This window comes from Prochlorococcus marinus str. MIT 9401 (genome assembly GCF_000760095.1).
GTDB lineage: Bacteria > Cyanobacteriota > Cyanobacteriia > PCC-6307 > Cyanobiaceae > Prochlorococcus_A > Prochlorococcus_A marinus_I.
In genome coordinates, this window is record NZ_JNAR01000007.1 from 40860 (window position 1) to 57421 (window position 16562).

A 16562-nucleotide genomic window follows, 5' to 3' on the forward strand; every position below is an offset into this window, starting at 1 on the left:
CCATTCTTAAAAAAGGATGTCCAAGCGTGTATGACAACAAAGATTATCAAAAGTATTAAGCTCTTTATTTCAAAATTATGGATTCGATTACTTCCGCTGCATCAGTTGTAGCTGCTGGTTTAGCAGTTGGTCTAGGTGCTATTGGCCCAGGTCTTGGACAAGGTAACGCAGCTCAAGGTGCTGTTGAGGGTATTGCCCGTCAACCAGAAGCTGAAGGTAAAATCAGAGGAACTCTTCTCTTATCTTTCGCTTTCATGGAGTCATTAACAATTTACGGATTAGTTGTGGCTTTGGTACTACTTTTTGCAAATCCTTTTTCCTAAAAGTTAATATTGCTTCTAAATCCTTATTAGCAATATTTAAATTTAATTTCTTAACTTCAACTCAAGCATATGTTGGCCTTTAATTTTTTTGGTGCTACAGAAGGTGGATTATTTGATATAAATGCCACTTTGCCACTAATGGCGATACAAGTAGTTGCGCTTACTTACATATTAAATTCTCTCTTTTTTAAGCCTGTTGGCAATGTTGTGGAAAAAAGAGAAAAATTTGTAAGCAACAATATTATTGAGGCCAAAAATAAACTTTCTGAGGTTAAAAAATTAGAAGCTGATTTATTAACGCAGCTTCAAAGCGCTCGTAAAGAAGCCCAAAGAATTGTGAGTGAAGCTGAGAATGAGTCTGACAAGCTTTATAAAGAAGCACTAGAGCTTGCTAATAATGAAGCAAATGCTTCAAAAGAAAAAGTAAGACTAGAAATCGAAAGTCAGACGTCTGATGCTCGTGATCAACTTTCTAAACAGGCTGATGATCTAAGCGAACTTATTGTTAATAGATTGATTCTAGAAAAATGAATTTAACTCTTTTAGCTACAGAAGGTTTTGGATTAAACTTCAATTTATTTGAAACTAATATCCTTAATTGGGCTGTAGTGGTTTTCGGTCTTTATAAATTTTTGCCTGGTTTCCTAGGTAAAATGCTTCAAAAAAGAAGAGAAGGAATCCTTCTTGAATTAAAAGATGCTGAAGATCGACTCTTAAATGCAACTCAAGCTTTAGAAAAGGCTAAGAAAGATTTATCTTCAGCAGAAGAAAAAGCTTCTCAAATAAAAGCAGATTCCCTTAAAAGATCTGAATCAATCAGAATGGAAAGTGAGAAAAAAGCGATAGAGGAGATGGCTCGAATTAAACAAAGCGCAATCTCTGATGAGAGCTCTGAAGCATCCAGAGCAATTTCTCAACTTCGAAAAGAAGCTGTTGAACTGGCAATTAAGAAAGCTTTAGAATCCCTCCCAGATCGACTTGATAAAACAACACAAGAAAATTTGGTAACTCAATCAATTAATAATATTGAGGAAAACTAATGCCACTTTTAAATTCAGTTACAACACCATACGCAGAGGCATTACTTCAAGTTGTGAATGAAAATTCACAAACTGAAGAGATGGTTTCTGAGGTTAAACAACTCTTGGAATTAATAAATGATTCTCCTGAATTGGAGAAGGCGCTATCCTCTCCTATTTTAGAGACAGATGCTAAGAAAAAAATCATTATTGAAATTTTTTCAAATAAAGTTAATTCTTCTCTACTAAATTTCTTAAAACTATTGGCCGATAGGCAAAGAATTGGAATTCTTACTTCAATTCTTGATAGGTTCTTAGAGATTTATCGAGAAAATAGTAATATTGCTTTAGCAACTGTTACTTCTGCAGTCGAGCTTACTGATGAACAGAAAGGTTTAATTACCAAAAAGATCATCAATATTGCTGGAACAGAAAAATTAGAACTTGTAACTAAAATCGATCCATCTCTTATCGGTGGTTTCGTCGCCAGTGTAGGATCAAAAGTAATTGATGCTTCCCTTGCTTCACAAATAAGAAAACTTGGCTTATCCCTTTCCAAGTAACTTTTAAATCAACCTTAAATTCTTAAATCCATGGTATCTATACGCCCTGATGAAATCAGTTCAATCTTAAAACAACAAATAACTGATTATGACCAATCTGTAAGTGTTAGCAATGTAGGAACAGTTCTGCAAATCGGTGATGGCATTGCAAGAATATATGGCTTAGATCAGGTCATGGCAGGTGAGTTATTGGAATTTGAAGATGGTACCGAAGGTATAGCTTTAAATCTTGAAGATGATAATGTTGGAGCCGTTTTAATGGGAGAGGCACTTGGTGTCCAAGAAGGAAGTAACGTTAAGTCCACAGGTAAAATCGCTTCTGTCCCAGTTGGTGAGGCAATGCAGGGGAGAGTTGTTAATCCTCTCGGACAACCAATAGATGGGAAAGGGGAAATTCCAACAAGTGATACTAGATTGATCGAAGAAATGGCTCCTGGAATAATCAAGAGAAGATCAGTGCATGAACCAATGCAAACAGGTATCACATCTATTGATGCAATGATTCCTGTTGGAAGAGGTCAAAGAGAATTAATTATTGGTGATAGACAAACTGGAAAATCTGCGATTGCAATCGATACAATAATCAACCAAAAAGGTCAGGATGTAGTTTGTGTTTACGTAGCTATTGGCCAGAAGTCAGCATCAGTAGCAAACATCGTTGAGGTCTTAAGAGAGAGAGGAGCCCTAGATTATACAGTTGTAGTCAGTGCAGGAGCTTCAGAACCAGCCGCTTTACAATACTTAGCACCTTATACTGGTGCAGCAATTGCTGAACATTTTATGTATCAGGGTAAAGCAACACTTGTTATTTATGATGATCTAACAAAACAAGCTCAGGCTTATAGACAAATGTCTCTTCTTTTGAAAAGACCACCAGGAAGAGAGGCATATCCGGGAGACGTTTTTTACTTACACAGTAGATTACTAGAAAGAGCAGCAAAACTTTCTGATGCAATGGGAGGCGGTTCTATGACAGCTCTTCCAATCATTGAAACTCAGGCAGGGGACGTTTCGGCTTACATTCCAACTAATGTAATTTCAATAACAGATGGACAAATATTTTTGAGTGCAGATTTATTTAACTCAGGATTAAGACCAGCTATTAATGTTGGTATTTCTGTTAGCCGTGTTGGAGGAGCCGCTCAGACAAAAGCAATTAAAAAAATTGCAGGAACTTTAAAATTAGAACTAGCACAGTTTGATGAACTAGCTGCTTTTTCTCAATTTGCATCTGATCTTGATGAAGCAACTCAGCAACAACTTGAAAGAGGCAAAAGACTAAGAGAGTTATTGAAGCAACCTCAATTCTCTCCGCTAAACCTCGCAGAACAAGTTGCAGTTGTTTATGCAGGAGTTAAAGGTCTCATTGATGAGGTTCCGGTTGAAGATGTTACTAAATTTGCAACTGAACTTAGAGAATATTTAAAGTTAAATAAAGCAGAATTTATAGAAGAGATTCTTAAAGAAAAGAAATTAAATGATGGATTAGAAGCGACATTAAAAGAGGTGATAAATGAAGTTAAATCATCAATGCTTGCCACAGTTTAAATTTATTTAAGGAGATACCATGGCAAATCTTAAAGAGATTAGAGATCGAATTGTTTCCGTTAAAAATACAAGAAAAATAACGGAGGCCATGAGACTTGTTGCAGCTGCAAAAGTTAGGAGAGCTCAGGATCAAGTTCTTAAGAGTAGACCTTTTGCAGATAAACTTGCACGAGTCTTAGAAAATATTCAATCTAGAGTACAATTTGAGGCTGTTGACTCTCCTCTATTATCCAAAAGAGAAGTAAAGAGAATCTCTTTGGTTTGCATTACTGCGGATAGAGGTTTATGTGGAGGTTACAACACAAATATAATAAAAAAGGTAGAAATAAGATACGCAGAATTAGTCAAACAAGGGTATCAGCCAAATTTAATTTTGGTAGGGAAGAAAGCTATTGGATATTTTCAAAATCGAAAGGATAGATATGTAATTAAAAGTACTTTCAAAGAACTAGAACAGGTACCCACGGTCAAGGACTCTGAAGGAGTTACAAATGAGATTTTAGCTGAATTTCTTTCAGAAAGTTCTGATAGGGTGGAAATTATTTATACGAAATTCATCACTTTAGTTAGCTGCGCCCCCGTCGTTCAAACACTATTGCCACTTGACCCTCAAGGAATTGCTGAGGAGAATGATGAAATTTTTAGGTTGACTACAAAAGATAGTAAGTTACTTGTTGAAAAATCAAATATTGAAAAAACTGATTCAGAGAAATTGCCGTCAGATATAGTTTTTGAACAAAGTCCTGATCAACTATTAGATTCTTTATTACCATTATATTTGCAGAACCAGGTACTAAGAGCTCTTCAAGAGTCGGCAGCGTCAGAACTAGCTTGCAGGATGACTGCTATGAATAATGCAAGTGATAATGCTAAAGAATTAGCAAGTACTTTGAATCTAACCTATAACAAAGCCAGACAAGCCGCTATTACTCAAGAAATATTAGAAGTTGTAGGAGGTTCAGCAGTTTAGCAATAAGATTTAGGATATGCCTGAATACAATATCAAAGTTCAATTTGAGCAAAAGACTTTTAGTTTTTTATGTTCTGAGGATCAAGATATTATTTCAGCGGCAAAAATGAATGGAATAGATTTACCAAGTAGTTGTTGTTCTGGAGTTTGTACAGATTGTGCATCCATGATTTTGGAAGGATCCGTAGATCAGGAAGATGCTATGGGATTAAATGATGATTTACGGGAAAAGGGCTTTGCACTTTTGTGTGTAGCATACCCTAAGTCAGATTTGAATATTGTTATTGGTAAAGAAGTCGAAGATGATTTGTATAATGATCAATTTGGTAAATATCAAAAATGAAATTAAGTTCAGTTGATTATTATTTAAATTGGCCAGTTTCAATAAAAGTAAAAAATTTAAGGGAATTCATCATTACAAATTTAGAAAAAAAAGGAGATTTAATTCGATGGTCAATTGTTGATATTCAAAATTCTATTGACTCTTTTGGAACAAAAAAACTTAAAATTAAAGCTGTCATAGCTAATTAAAAAATATAAATTGAAATATTTTTAATAATGAAAAATTCACCAACAATATTCATTGTTCCAACTGGTATTGGTTGTGAAGTAGGAGGATTTGCTGGGGACGCACTTCCTACCGCTAAATTATTAGCATCCGCAAGTGGATGTTTAATTACTCATCCAAATGTTATGAATGGCGGTACTCTTTCTGAAAAAGATAAAAATATTTTTTATGTTGAGGGTTATAGTTTAGACCGACTTGCTAAAGGAGAAATCGCTTTAAAGAGGGTAAAGCAACAGAAAATTGGGATAATTTTTGATTTAGCCATTGAAAAAGAAATATTAGTAAGACATTTACAAGTTGCTGATGCATGTGTTTCAACTTTAGGGATTAATGTTCATTCTTATGTGATTACAAAAAAGCCTTTAAACATAGTTATTGATTCTGATTCTTCAAAAATAAGTGGCGGCATAATTGAAAATCCTGATACTCTTATTGATGCTGGAAAATGTTTAATAGAAAAAGGAGTTACGGCAATAGCAATTGTGGCAAAATTTCCAGAAGATACAGATTCTTTAGAAACAAATATCTATCGAGAGGGAAAAGGGGTTGATCCTATTGCTGGAGTCGAAGCAGTTATAAGTCATTTAATAAGCAAATTTTTAAAAGTTCCCTGTGCTCACGCACCTGCTTTAAATCCAATTGAATTGAATGAAAATTTAGATCCTCGTGCAGCTGCAGAAGAAATAGGATACACTTTTTTGCCATCTGTACTGATTGGTTTAAGCAATGCACCTGACATTGTTGAATTGCCCGCTAAAAATGAATCAATCTCACTGCACCCTGATCAGATTGAATCTATTGTTGTTCCTAATGGAGCACTAGGTGGAGAAGCAGTATTAGCAGGGATTGAAAAAGGTTTAAATATTATCTCTGTAAAAAATAAAAATACATTAAAAGTGACAAATGAGTTTTATGATTATCCCAATCTTTTTGAAGTGGATAATTATTTAGAAGCTGCAGGCATAATTCTTGCTATCAAAAAAGGTATCAATCTTGATTCAGTTAAACGGCCTTTAAAAAAAATCCAACAGTGTTTTTATGGTGATTAATAAGATATTGCTATGGGAACTCTCCAGTCACTTCCTAATGATTGGCTGCTCAGTTTTAGGATTGGAGGAGCCTGCTTTCTTTTGAATTCCGCTTTTTTTATGAGTGAGATAATTTTTAAAATTAAATCTTTTTTATAACCATCTTCTTCTAGCTGTAGTAAATCTTTTTTCTCTTCAATAATTCCTTTAAGAATATTATCTAAAATAGAATAAGGCGGGAGAGAATCAGTATCTAATTGATCAGGACCTAATTCGGCACTTGGAGCTTTCGTGCGGATATTTTCTCCAATTATATTTTCATTAGTATCTAACATATATGACTTTCTATGATTTATTGATTCTTCACTATCAAGCCAATTGCATAATTTAAAAACATTAGTTTTATATAAATCCCCAATTACCGATAATCCCCCATTCATATCACCATAAAGTGTGCAATATCCTACAGCTAGCTCTGATTTATTTCCTGTTGAAAGTAATAAATGCTTTTCTTGATTTGCTAAAGCCATCAGAAGAGTTCCTCTGATTCTTGATTGAATATTTTGATTTGTTATTTCGGCCATCTCGAAAGATATGGTTTTTATAAAAGATTCTTCAAAAGAATTCATTAGGTTTTCGATTGGGATGCTATTGAAATTTATTTTTAATCTCCTTGCTAAATCTTTTGCATCACTTTTTGAATGGGATGAACTCCACTTGGAGGGCATTGAGACGCAATAAATATTATTACTGCCAAGAGCAGCTGTCGCAATTGCTGAAACTAGTGCTGAATCAATGCCACCACTTAGTCCAATTAAAGCTGTTTTAAAACCGCATTTTTGAGCATAATCCCTAACCCCAAGGACTAATGCATCAAAAATTGATGATATTTCAGATTGTTCAAATTCTTTTTTCTCAGGTATTGTTTGCTCAATATGCCAACTTGAGAGGTCTTCTGAAAAAGATTTCAATTGCTTAATTTTAGATCCATTCTTATCAAGAATAAAACTATTTCCATCAAAAATTAAATTATCATTTGCACCAATCTGGTTTACATATATAAGCGGTACTTGAAGATATTTAGCAGCAAAACTGGAAACTTTGGATCTTAGCTCTAACTTTTTGAAGGTATATGGGGAGGCCGATAGATTCACTAAGATATCAACTTTTTTTTTCTTTAAATCAGAAATAGGATTTTCTTTATGAATTCCTCTACCTTCTATATTTTTGTTGACCCATAAATCCTCACATATAGTAAAGCCAATTCGCCAAGTTTTATTATGTATTTCTTTTGTTAATACAGAAACTTTTTCTTCTGATCTAAAGTATCTTTTTTCATCAAATACTTCATATGTGGGAAGAATAATTTTTCGCGCAATTATTTTCCACTCACCGCGCTCAAGCAATGCAATAGAATTATAAAGATTTGGAAAAAAAGAATCATTTATCATCTCAGCTATCCCGACTGTGATACTCAAGTTTCCATATTTTTTATTAATAACTAAAGCTAACTGGTCAAGAATTTGATATTGATTTTTGATTAAATTATTTTTTAGAAGTAAGTCATTTGCTGGATATCCCCATAATGACAATTCTGGAGTAAGAACTAAATCAGCAGAATTTGAGCTAGCTTTCGAAGCAGCATAAAGAATTTTTTTTGCATTACCCTCTAAATCTCCAACAACCGGATTAATTTGAGCAAGTAAAAACTTCATTCAACTAATTTGTGGATTCATATAAATTATTCTTTTTAACAAAATCTATTAAAGACGGTGGCAAATTAGAATAATTAAAATTTAATCTGAACTTAGAACTTGAAATGTTTGGGATTTTTATGGATGAAATCTTAAATTTCACATTATAAGTTTCTAACATCTTAAGAGTATTTGATTCAACAGGATATCCCTCTCTTAAAATTATAAAAAAACTTACCTCTTTAATAATTTGTTCAAAATTTTTCCAGCAGAAAATATCTTGAATTAAATCACTCCCAATAACGAAATCTAAATTATCAATTTCATAAATTTTTTTACATTTTTTAATCGACTCTACTGCCCATTTGCTAGTGATACTTTGATTAAATAATATTTTATAATCATCTAAATCTTCAATAAGAGTTTTTAATAATTGGCTACGGATTGCGATATCCTCTTTATGCTTTTTTTTCGGATTGTTACTTACATAACAAATGGTATGAGCATATATTTTGGATAATTCTTCTAATATTTTCTCATGTCCAATGGTAGGTGGATCTGCACTGGTACCAAATAATGCGATGCTTTTTTCCATTTAAGTTTCAAGGCAGAATGCTAACAAAATTATTATTAAAATTTCTATTTGAAAAATAAATATTTATATGGTTAAAAATCTCTGAGTCATTAAGATTAATATATTGGATCATATTAGCAGGCTCTATAAAAGAAGCTTTGCTTCTTATAAATATCTCTTTTGCTGCTAATTTCCCAAGTATTTTTGTTGAATACACCGCGATTGCTGCTTGAATAATTGCTATGGGTCCATAGGGTAATAATGAAAGCCCGTTAGTAAAAGGTGCTGTTAATAGAATAACTTTCTTAATTATGTTGAAAGAGGTATTGACGCCGACTTGAGTGACTCCCAAACATAAATTATTAATGGATATATTTTTAATTATTTTTCTTTTAGATTCACCTTTCAACTTTAAGCCATAAATCTTACTTAATTCGTTAATCAATGCAGTATCTAGTGCGAAACTACCAGCAACATCAAAAAAAATAAAAGGATTAAGAGCTACTGCGGATGCCTTTATAGTCGAAAATTTACCAATAGTTGATTGAGCTAATTTCTGCCTTCTTTTCAATCTTTGTTCTTTTAATCGCAGAAACAATTTGTCAGCTAATTGAATAGAATTTAGTGTTAATAGTAACTCACCATATTGATTGATTAATTTTGCTATGTAATCTTTAAGATTGTTTCCATTATTAATAATTATTGGAATATTTAAATCTTTTGGAAGCTTAAACTTTATATTTTCAATTATTTCTTTTAATTCATTTTTATTAAATAGATCGATTTTGTTTAAAATTAAAATAATTTTTTTCCCATCTTTTATAAAAGAGTTGATTTCGTTTAACTCATTTCTATTTAAATCTCCTGAAACTATAAAAAGAATAAGATCTGAATAATTTATGTAAGAGTAAACTTTATCTGGAGATTTAATATTGCAGAAATCAAATCCTGGAGAATCTAGCAATTCTAAACTATTGAGTGTTTGATCTTTAAGATTACAAATTTCTGATTGTATTTCTTTTGTGGTCCCATTAATAATATCTGTTTTGAATATGTCTTTTTCTAATAAAGAATTTAAAACAGAGGATTTTCCTACACCTGATTTACCATATGCGCCAATTCTTATTTTTTTTTCTTTGAGTCTTAAAAGTTGTTGATTAAAAGAAATTATTTCTCTATTAAAAAAACTTTTTTCATAATTGGTAAGATCAATAGTCTCCCACCATTTTTTTAAAAGTAAATAATTTTCTTTAATTTTAAATTGTTTCATAATTTATTCTTCCACCAACCAGCTAATACAGATAAAACAGCTTCTGCACCAATAATTCCCACGAATCCCCCGAATTCATCTACTACTACTTTCACTCCTTTATGATCCTTGTCAAATTTAGTTAATAATTGATCTGCCTTAATCATTTCGGGAATGTAGTCCACAGGTTCGCAAATTTCTGATAATAATTTTTTATTTTGCCCATTAATTAACTCTTCCAATATTTTTTCACGCTCAACTACCCCTTGTATTTTGTCAACTTTATCTCCCAAAATAACCCACCATGGAGAGCTGTCAGACATTATAAGTTTTGAAATTTCATCAATATTTGAAGACCCATCAAGACAAGGTGCCGATACCCTAGGGGTCATTAAGTCTTTTGCTTTTAAGTCATTTAATTGAAAAACCTTAAATATCATTGCTGCCTCATCAGCCTCTATAAAACCTTTTTGACTTCCAATTTTTGCCATTTGTCTAATTTCTTCTTCGTCAGTTGAAATTTCGTTTTCTGCTGTAATAACCGGAAATATCTGTTCAATTAATATTAAGAATGGCCTCATTAAAGTATTTAATATTCGCAGGATAGGAACAGATAATAGTGCTATTTGAATTGAAAATCTTGTGCCAAGAGCTTTCGGTAGTACTTCTCCTACTAGAACAACTAGTATGTAAAAAGCTATTGAAAAAAGGGTTAAACCAAAACTGCTATTAATTACCAATGCACCGTATACTCCTAAAATAAGACTGCCAATTATATTAAATCCATTATTTGTAATAGTAATTACAGTTAGCGTCCGTCCAAGATGTTTCCTAAGTTTTAGAAGTTGATTTGCAGAACTTTTCGGCTTTTGTCTAGAGGCAATTTCTAAAATTCTAATTGAATTTACGGCTAAAAAAGCTGCTTCTACTCCCGAACAACATGCTGATCCAATTAAAATAATTATTATAAGTAAAAATAAACCGTAAACACTTGGTTCCATTAAAGTAGATTGTGTACTAAATCTGTTTTAATTCATTCTTCCATTTTTTTTTTAAACACGCCAATACACAATTTATGTTTGAACCTGATCATAAAGTTTTTGAAGAAAGAAGGGAAATTTTCCTAAATAAATTAGGTGGCAAAGCTGCTATTATCCCTGGGGCTAATCTTGTAAAGCATCATGCTGATTGTGAATATCCTTTTAGGCAAGATAGTAATTTTTGGTATTTAACAGGTTTCGATGAGCCAGATGCAATCGCTCTTTTCTTATCGCATAAGCCAAAAGGAGAGAGATTTATTATGTTTGTCGCTCCTAAAGATGTTATAAGCGAAGTCTGGCATGGCTTTAGATGGGGTTTAGAAGGCGCTGAAAAAGAGTTTAAGGCTGATAAGGCTCACTCAATAAACGAATTAAGAGATTTACTCCCAAATTACATAAATGGTTCTGATGAGCTTGTTTTTGCAATTGGAAAGCATCCAAAAATAGAGAAAATAATACTAGAGATATTTTCACAACAACTTGAAAATCGCTCAAGATCAGGGATTGGTGCAAATTCTATAAAATCTCCAGAAATTTATTTAAATGAGATGAGATTAATTAAAAGTGAATTTGAGATTAAGAGAATGAGAGAGGCAATACAAATTTCAGCCGAAGCTCATGAACTAGTTAGAAAATCTATCTCATCAAAGAAAAATGAAAGACAAATTCAGGGTCTTCTTGAGGGATTCTTTTTGGAAAAAGGGGCTAGAGGTCCAGCTTATAACTCAATTGTTGCATCAGGAGACAATGCCTGTATTTTGCATTACACCTCAAATAATTCACCCTTAAAGAAGGAAGATTTATTGTTGGTGGATGCTGGCTGCTCACTTATTGATTATTACAATGGGGATATAACTAGGACTATTCCAATAGGTGGTAAATTTTCTAATGAGCAAAAAGTTATCTATGAAATTGTATTGAGTGCACAGAAAAATGCAATTAAAAGTGCGGTAAAAGGATCGAATTCTAATGCTGTTCATAATGTTGCGTTAACAATTCTTATAGAAGGATTAAAGGAAATTGGATTATTGTCGGGCAGTACTGAGGAGATACTTGAGAATCAATCTTATAAACATCTTTACATGCATAGAACTGGACATTGGCTCGGCTTAGATGTTCATGATGTTGGAGCATACAGAATGGGTGACTATGAAGTGCCATTGCAAAATGGAATGATTCTTACGGTAGAACCTGGGATCTACATAAGTGATAGGATCCCAGTCCCTGAGGGACAACCCCCTATAGATAAGAGATGGAAAGGCATAGGGGTAAGAATTGAAGATGATGTCCTGGTCAAAGATACAAACCCAGATGTTTTAAGTATTGCTGCACTTAAAGAAATTTCTGATTTAGAGTTTTGAAATTTGACTTATCTAGTTAATCGATTTATTTTTTATTAAGTTTAAAACTCAAAAATGAATAAGTCTGATTCATATGATTCGAAACTTTCTCAAGCAAGAGGCCTAGCTAGTCAACTTGGCATGTTTGCAGAAGAAAACGATATCCCCAAAGATCTTTGGGATTCATTGGAAGCCACTATTTATGATTTTTATGAAGTAACTCATGATAAATAAAATCCTGTTTAGAAGTTGTCAATTACTAAAATCAAGAAATTTTGAATAAATCAATCAAAATGTGACCATCAACTGATAAATTATTTATTAAACACAAATAAGTGAATGACCTCATCAGATAAGTTAAATCAAAATTCAACAGAAAAAAAGGAAAAAAACAGTGATGCACCAAACTCTAAAAATTCTTCTCCTAATTCAGGAATGATGGGTGCGACAGCTGTATTGGCATCTGCCACAATTGATGAAGATGGGGTACCTACTGGTTATACTCCTAAACCCGATGAAGGAAGGTTCATAATTAAAGTATTATGGTTACCTGATAATGTAGCTCTAGCAGTGGATCAAATAGTAGGTGGAGGCCCAAGCCCTCTTACTGCTTATTATTTTTGGCCAAGAGATGATGCTTGGGAAAAATTAAAAAGTGAACTTGAGAATAAAGGTTGGATTACAGATAACGAGAGAGTAGAGATATTGAATAAAGCTACTGAAGTTATAAATTATTGGCAAGAAGAAGGTAAAACAAAAAAGTTAGAAGAAGCCAAATTAAAGTTCCCCGAAGTAACTTTTTGTGGAACCGCCTAAATATTAGTTCTTTGCAGCTTGAATCCTAGCCTCAGCCTTTGAAACCTCTTTCAAGGCTTTAATTTTCTCTGGATTTTTTTCATTTTCCGAAAATTTGCTAATTGCTAATTTTGCTTCTTTAAGATCTTGTTCAGCATTTTGAACATTAATTTCAGAACCAATTTCAGCATTATTTACTAGAACTATAACTTCATCTGATTCAATTTCAGCGAAGCCTCCCATAAGAGCTATTGATTTCCACTGGGAATTCATTCTTAGCCTTAAAACGCCGATATCTATAGCAGTAACTAAAGAAATGTGTCCTGGTAGTACACCAATTTGACCAGTAGTGCTAGGAAGTATTACTTCTTCAGCTTCGCCTTGATAAACATTTTTATTAGGAGCTAAAACTTTTAGAGAAATTGACATTAATTTAAAATTATTGAAGGTTAAATATATATTTAAATATTTATTTTTCTGATTTTATTTTTTCAGCCTTTGCTTTAACTTCATCAATGTTACCAACTAGGTAAAATGCCTGCTCTGGTAAATCATCCAATTCACCTGACAAAATCATATTGAAACCAGCAATGGTATCTTCTAATTTTACATATTTGCCAGACATTCCTGTAAATATTTCTGCTACGAAGAAAGGTTGTGAGAGAAATTTTTCAATTTTTCTAGCCCTGTCTACTGTTAATCTATCTTCTTCAGAAAGCTCATCTAAACCAAGAATTGCAATGATATCTTGAAGTTCTTTGTATCTTTGTAAAGTTGATTGAACAGCTCTGGCTGTTTTGTAATGCTCATCGCCAACAACTGATGGTTGTAGCATAGTGCTCGTTGAGTCTAATGGATCAACTGCTGGATAAATCCCTTTAGCTGCAAGAGCTCTAGCAAGTACGGTAGTTGCATCTAAATGGGCAAAAGTTGTAGCTGGAGCAGGGTCTGTTAGGTCATCAGCAGGCACGTAAACAGCTTGGATAGATGTTATTGATCCTTCTAATGTAGATGTGATTCTTTCTTGTAATTCACCAACATCAGTTCCCAGAGTAGGTTGGTATCCAACAGCTGAAGGCATCCTTCCAAGTAATGCAGATACTTCAGAACCAGCTTGAACAAATCTAAAAATGTTATCAACAAATAGTAGAACGTCTTGCTTATTCACATCTCTAAAATGTTCGGCCATTGTAAGTGCTGATAAGCCTACTCTCATTCTTGCACCAGGTGGCTCATTCATCTGCCCAAAACATAAGGCAACTTTTGATTGAGTTAGGTCATCTGCATTGATAACTCCAGATTCTTTAAATTCTTCATATAAATCGTTCCCTTCTCTAGTTCTTTCTCCTACACCGCCAAAAACGGAAACTCCACCATGCTCCTTTGCGATGTTATTAATTAATTCTTGAATAAGAACTGTCTTCCCAACACCAGCACCTCCGAATAATCCAACTTTTCCTCCTTGTCTGTAAGGAGCCAAAAGGTCGATAACTTTAATACCAGTTTCAAAAACTTTTGGCTTAGTTTCTAGGTCAGTTAACTTTGGCGCAGCTCTATGGATTGGAGCAGTATCTTTAGTATTTACTGGACCTTGTTCATCTACTGGTTCTCCTAAAACATTAAATATTCTTCCTAAAGTTGCTTCTCCAACAGGTACAGATATTGGCGCTCCTGTGTCGATTGCCTCCATACCTCTTACAAGGCCGTCTGTGCCACTCATTGCCACCGCTCTAACTCTATGGTCACCTAGGAGCTGTTGGACTTCTGCAGTGAGCGCTATGTCTTGTCCAGCTGGATTTTTAGCTTCAATTCTTAAAGCATTTAATATCTTGGGCAATTTACCAGCTGGGAATTCCACATCTAGAACTGGACCAATTACCTGACGTACTACGCCTTTTGTTTGTGAAGAAGTTGATGGAGTTGCTACCATTTTTTTATAGATTGGTGATGAATAGCTGATTTAAACAGCTCATAATCCGAAAATACTACCACCTCATGGGTAGATTCGTTAAATGGGTTCGGCCACCCGCACAGTTTAAGTATGGTTTAATTGCCGCTTAGCAGATTATGTTGTTGATGATACGGATGGAGAATTTCTCTTTCCATTTTTTATGACGCAAAGCGTCTCAATCATGATCCTCCATTAATTTATGGCAGCTGTTTCACTTACAGTCTCTACAGTAAAACCACTGGGAGATAGAATATTTATTAAAGTTTCCGCATCTGAGGAAAAAACTGCTGGGGGCATTCTTTTGCCTGATTCAGCTAAAGAAAAACCACAGGTTGGAGAAGTTGCTCAGGTGGGACCTGGCAAACTTAATGACGATGGTTCTCGACAAACTCCAGAAGTGAGTATTGGCGATAAAGTTTTGTACAGCAAATATGCTGGCACAGACATTAAATTGGGGGGAGATGAATATGTCTTGCTCTCAGAAAAGGATATTTTAGCTGTAGTAAGCTAAAATATTTGTTTCAAAAATTATTAAAACTTATTATTAAATCACTGCCTAAACATGGCTAAAAGAATTATTTACAATGAGCAAGCTCGTAGAGCGCTCGAGAGAGGAATTGATATCCTTGCTGAGTCTGTAGCTGTAACGCTAGGACCAAAAGGAAGAAATGTTGTACTAGAGAAAAAATTTGGTGCTCCACAAATCATTAATGATGGTGTCACAATCGCTAAAGAGATCGAATTAGAGGACCACATTGAAAATACAGGGGTTGCTTTAATCAGACAAGCTGCATCAAAAACTAATGATGCTGCTGGGGATGGTACAACAACAGCCACTGTTTTAGCTCATGCAATGGTTAAAGCAGGGTTGAGAAACGTTGCTGCAGGAGCTAATGCAATTACCTTGAAAAAAGGAATTGATAAAGCGACTGATTTTCTAGTTGGTAAAATTCAAGAGAATTCCAAGCCTATTAGCGATAGCAATGCTATAGCCCAATGTGGAACTATTGCTGCTGGAAACGACGAAGAAGTTGGTCAAATGATTGCCAATGCTATGGATAAAGTTGGTAAAGAAGGCGTTATTTCCTTAGAAGAAGGAAAATCAATGACTACTGAATTAGAAGTTACTGAGGGTATGCGCTTTGATAAAGGCTATATTTCACCTTACTTCGCAACAGACACAGAGAGAATGGAGGCTGTTTTAGATGAACCTTATATCCTTCTGACTGATAAAAAAATTGCCTTAGTGCAGGATTTAGTTCCAGTTTTGGAACAAATAGCTAAAACTGGAAAACCACTAGTCATTATTGCAGAAGATATTGAAAAAGAGGCCTTAGCAACTCTTGTCGTTAATCGATTACGAGGCGTGTTAAACGTGGCTGCAGTAAAAGCTCCTGGGTTTGGCGATAGAAGAAAAGCAATGCTTGAAGATATGGCCGTTTTAACTAATGGACAACTTATTACTGAAGATGCAGGCTTGAAATTAGAGAATGCTACCATAGATATGCTCGGAACTGGTAGAAGAATAACTATCAATAAAGAGACTACAACTATTGTGGCTGAAGGTAATGAGCAAGCAGTTAAAGCTAGATGTGAACAAATTAAGAAGCAAATGGATGAAACAGATTCTTCATATGATAAAGAAAAGCTTCAAGAACGTCTCGCTAAACTAGCTGGAGGTGTTGCAGTGATTAAGGTTGGGGCTGCTACTGAAACTGAGATGAAGGATAAAAAGCTTCGTCTTGAGGATGCTATTAATGCAACAAAAGCAGCTGTTGAAGAAGGAATTGTACCTGGAGGAGGAACAACTCTCGCTCATTTATCTCCTATTCTAAAAGAATGGGCTGATAAAAATTTAGAAGGAGAGGAATTAATTGGAGCTAACATTGTTGAAGCTTCA

Annotated in this window: 20 protein-coding genes; 14 read left to right on the forward strand and 6 right to left on the reverse strand. The window is 34.0% G+C overall.

What is annotated here, in order from left to right; genetic code table 11:
- Window positions 1-77 precede the first annotated feature (77 nt).
- The 9 genes from atpE (at window position 78) to EV01_RS05920 (ending at window position 6040) form a co-directional block, all read left to right on the forward strand.
- Window positions 78-323: an ATP synthase F0 subunit C gene (gene atpE, locus EV01_RS05960; protein ID WP_002805169.1), complete on the forward strand. Its 246-nt coding sequence runs from the start codon at window positions 78-80 to the stop codon at window positions 321-323.
- Window positions 324-392: 69 nt separating this feature from the next.
- Entirely contained in the window at window positions 393-854 is a 462-nt protein-coding gene (locus EV01_RS05955; RefSeq protein ID WP_032518129.1) for a F0F1 ATP synthase subunit B', read from the forward strand.
- Complete coding sequence (locus EV01_RS05950) at window positions 851-1363, forward strand: F0F1 ATP synthase subunit B (RefSeq protein WP_032518130.1); 513 nt, start codon at window positions 851-853, stop codon at window positions 1361-1363. The genes EV01_RS05955 and EV01_RS05950 overlap by 4 nt, the downstream gene beginning before the upstream one ends.
- Window positions 1363-1905 (forward strand): ATP synthase F1 subunit delta, encoded by a 543-nt coding sequence (gene atpH / locus EV01_RS05945; protein ID WP_025930851.1) that lies wholly within the window; start codon window positions 1363-1365, stop codon window positions 1903-1905. Before EV01_RS05950 ends, atpH begins: the two co-directional genes overlap by 1 nt.
- Before the next feature lie 30 nt (window positions 1906-1935).
- The gene (gene atpA / locus EV01_RS05940) at window positions 1936-3453 is read left to right on the forward strand and encodes a F0F1 ATP synthase subunit alpha (RefSeq protein ID WP_011863563.1); all 1518 of its coding nucleotides are present in this window, start codon (window positions 1936-1938) and stop codon (window positions 3451-3453) included.
- A 19-nt stretch (window positions 3454-3472) separates the two neighbouring features.
- Window positions 3473-4423: a F0F1 ATP synthase subunit gamma gene (locus EV01_RS05935; protein ID WP_032518131.1), complete on the forward strand. Its 951-nt coding sequence runs from the start codon at window positions 3473-3475 to the stop codon at window positions 4421-4423.
- 16 nt (window positions 4424-4439) lie between these two features.
- Complete coding sequence (locus EV01_RS05930) at window positions 4440-4766, forward strand: 2Fe-2S iron-sulfur cluster-binding protein (RefSeq protein WP_011819064.1); 327 nt, start codon at window positions 4440-4442, stop codon at window positions 4764-4766.
- Window positions 4763-4954: a hypothetical protein gene (locus tag EV01_RS05925; RefSeq protein ID WP_032518132.1), complete on the forward strand. Its 192-nt coding sequence runs from the start codon at window positions 4763-4765 to the stop codon at window positions 4952-4954. Before EV01_RS05930 ends, EV01_RS05925 begins: the two co-directional genes overlap by 4 nt.
- Before the next feature lie 27 nt (window positions 4955-4981).
- Complete coding sequence (locus tag EV01_RS05920) at window positions 4982-6040, forward strand: DUF3326 domain-containing protein (protein WP_032518134.1); 1059 nt, start codon at window positions 4982-4984, stop codon at window positions 6038-6040.
- Here EV01_RS05920 and EV01_RS05915 read toward each other — a convergent pair.
- From EV01_RS05915 to EV01_RS05900, 4 genes are read right to left on the reverse strand one after another with little or no spacing between them, the layout of a single operon-like run.
- Complete coding sequence (locus tag EV01_RS05915) at window positions 6037-7734, reverse strand: NAD+ synthase (protein ID WP_032518135.1); 1698 nt, start codon at window positions 7732-7734, stop codon at window positions 6037-6039. The two genes, EV01_RS05920 and EV01_RS05915, sit on opposite strands and share 4 nt — an antisense overlap.
- Before the next feature lie 4 nt (window positions 7735-7738).
- Window positions 7739-8308, reverse strand: a complete 570-nt coding sequence (locus EV01_RS05910) for a nicotinate-nucleotide adenylyltransferase (protein WP_032518136.1) — start codon at window positions 8306-8308, stop codon at window positions 7739-7741.
- Window positions 8309-8315: 7 nt separating this feature from the next.
- A complete protein-coding gene (locus EV01_RS05905; protein WP_032518553.1) occupies window positions 8316-9557 on the reverse strand; it encodes a GTP-binding protein in 1242 nt (413 codons plus the stop codon).
- Window positions 9554-10537, reverse strand: coding sequence for a CNNM domain-containing protein (locus tag EV01_RS05900; protein ID WP_032518138.1), 984 nt, complete (start codon window positions 10535-10537; stop codon window positions 9554-9556). Before EV01_RS05900 ends, EV01_RS05905 begins: the two co-directional genes overlap by 4 nt.
- A gap of 74 nt (window positions 10538-10611) precedes the next feature.
- On the opposite strand from EV01_RS05900, the gene EV01_RS05895 reads away from it, so the two are divergent.
- The 3 genes from EV01_RS05895 to EV01_RS05890 all read left to right on the forward strand — a co-directional run bounded on the left by EV01_RS05895 (window position 10612) and on the right by EV01_RS05890 (window position 12732).
- Complete coding sequence (locus EV01_RS05895) at window positions 10612-11937, forward strand: aminopeptidase P N-terminal domain-containing protein (RefSeq protein ID WP_032518139.1); 1326 nt, start codon at window positions 10612-10614, stop codon at window positions 11935-11937.
- A 54-nt stretch (window positions 11938-11991) separates the two neighbouring features.
- Window positions 11992-12150, forward strand: coding sequence for a hypothetical protein (locus EV01_RS09700; RefSeq protein ID WP_193741407.1), 159 nt, complete (start codon window positions 11992-11994; stop codon window positions 12148-12150).
- Between the two features lie 105 nt (window positions 12151-12255).
- A complete protein-coding gene (locus EV01_RS05890) occupies window positions 12256-12732 on the forward strand; it encodes a 30S ribosomal protein PSRP-3 (protein ID WP_032518140.1) in 477 nt (158 codons plus the stop codon).
- A 3-nt stretch (window positions 12733-12735) separates the two neighbouring features.
- Here the strand turns inward: EV01_RS05890 and atpC are convergent, their stop codons facing one another.
- Both atpC and atpD read right to left on the reverse strand, forming a co-directional pair.
- Complete coding sequence (gene atpC / locus EV01_RS05885; RefSeq protein WP_032518141.1) at window positions 12736-13140, reverse strand: ATP synthase F1 subunit epsilon; 405 nt, start codon at window positions 13138-13140, stop codon at window positions 12736-12738.
- Between the two features lie 40 nt (window positions 13141-13180).
- On the reverse strand, window positions 13181-14641 hold the full coding sequence (gene atpD / locus EV01_RS05880; protein ID WP_011863550.1) for a F0F1 ATP synthase subunit beta: 1461 nt from the start codon (window positions 14639-14641) through the stop codon (window positions 13181-13183).
- A 220-nt stretch (window positions 14642-14861) separates the two neighbouring features.
- Here atpD and groES point away from each other — a divergent pair, with 220 nt between their 5' ends.
- Both groES and groL read left to right on the forward strand, forming a co-directional pair.
- Window positions 14862-15173 (forward strand): co-chaperone GroES, encoded by a 312-nt coding sequence (gene groES / locus EV01_RS05875; protein WP_002806275.1) that lies wholly within the window; start codon window positions 14862-14864, stop codon window positions 15171-15173.
- 51 nt (window positions 15174-15224) lie between these two features.
- Window positions 15225-16562 (forward strand): chaperonin GroEL (groL, locus tag EV01_RS0108835; protein WP_032523284.1); only part of this gene is annotated, 1338 nt, incomplete at its 3' end.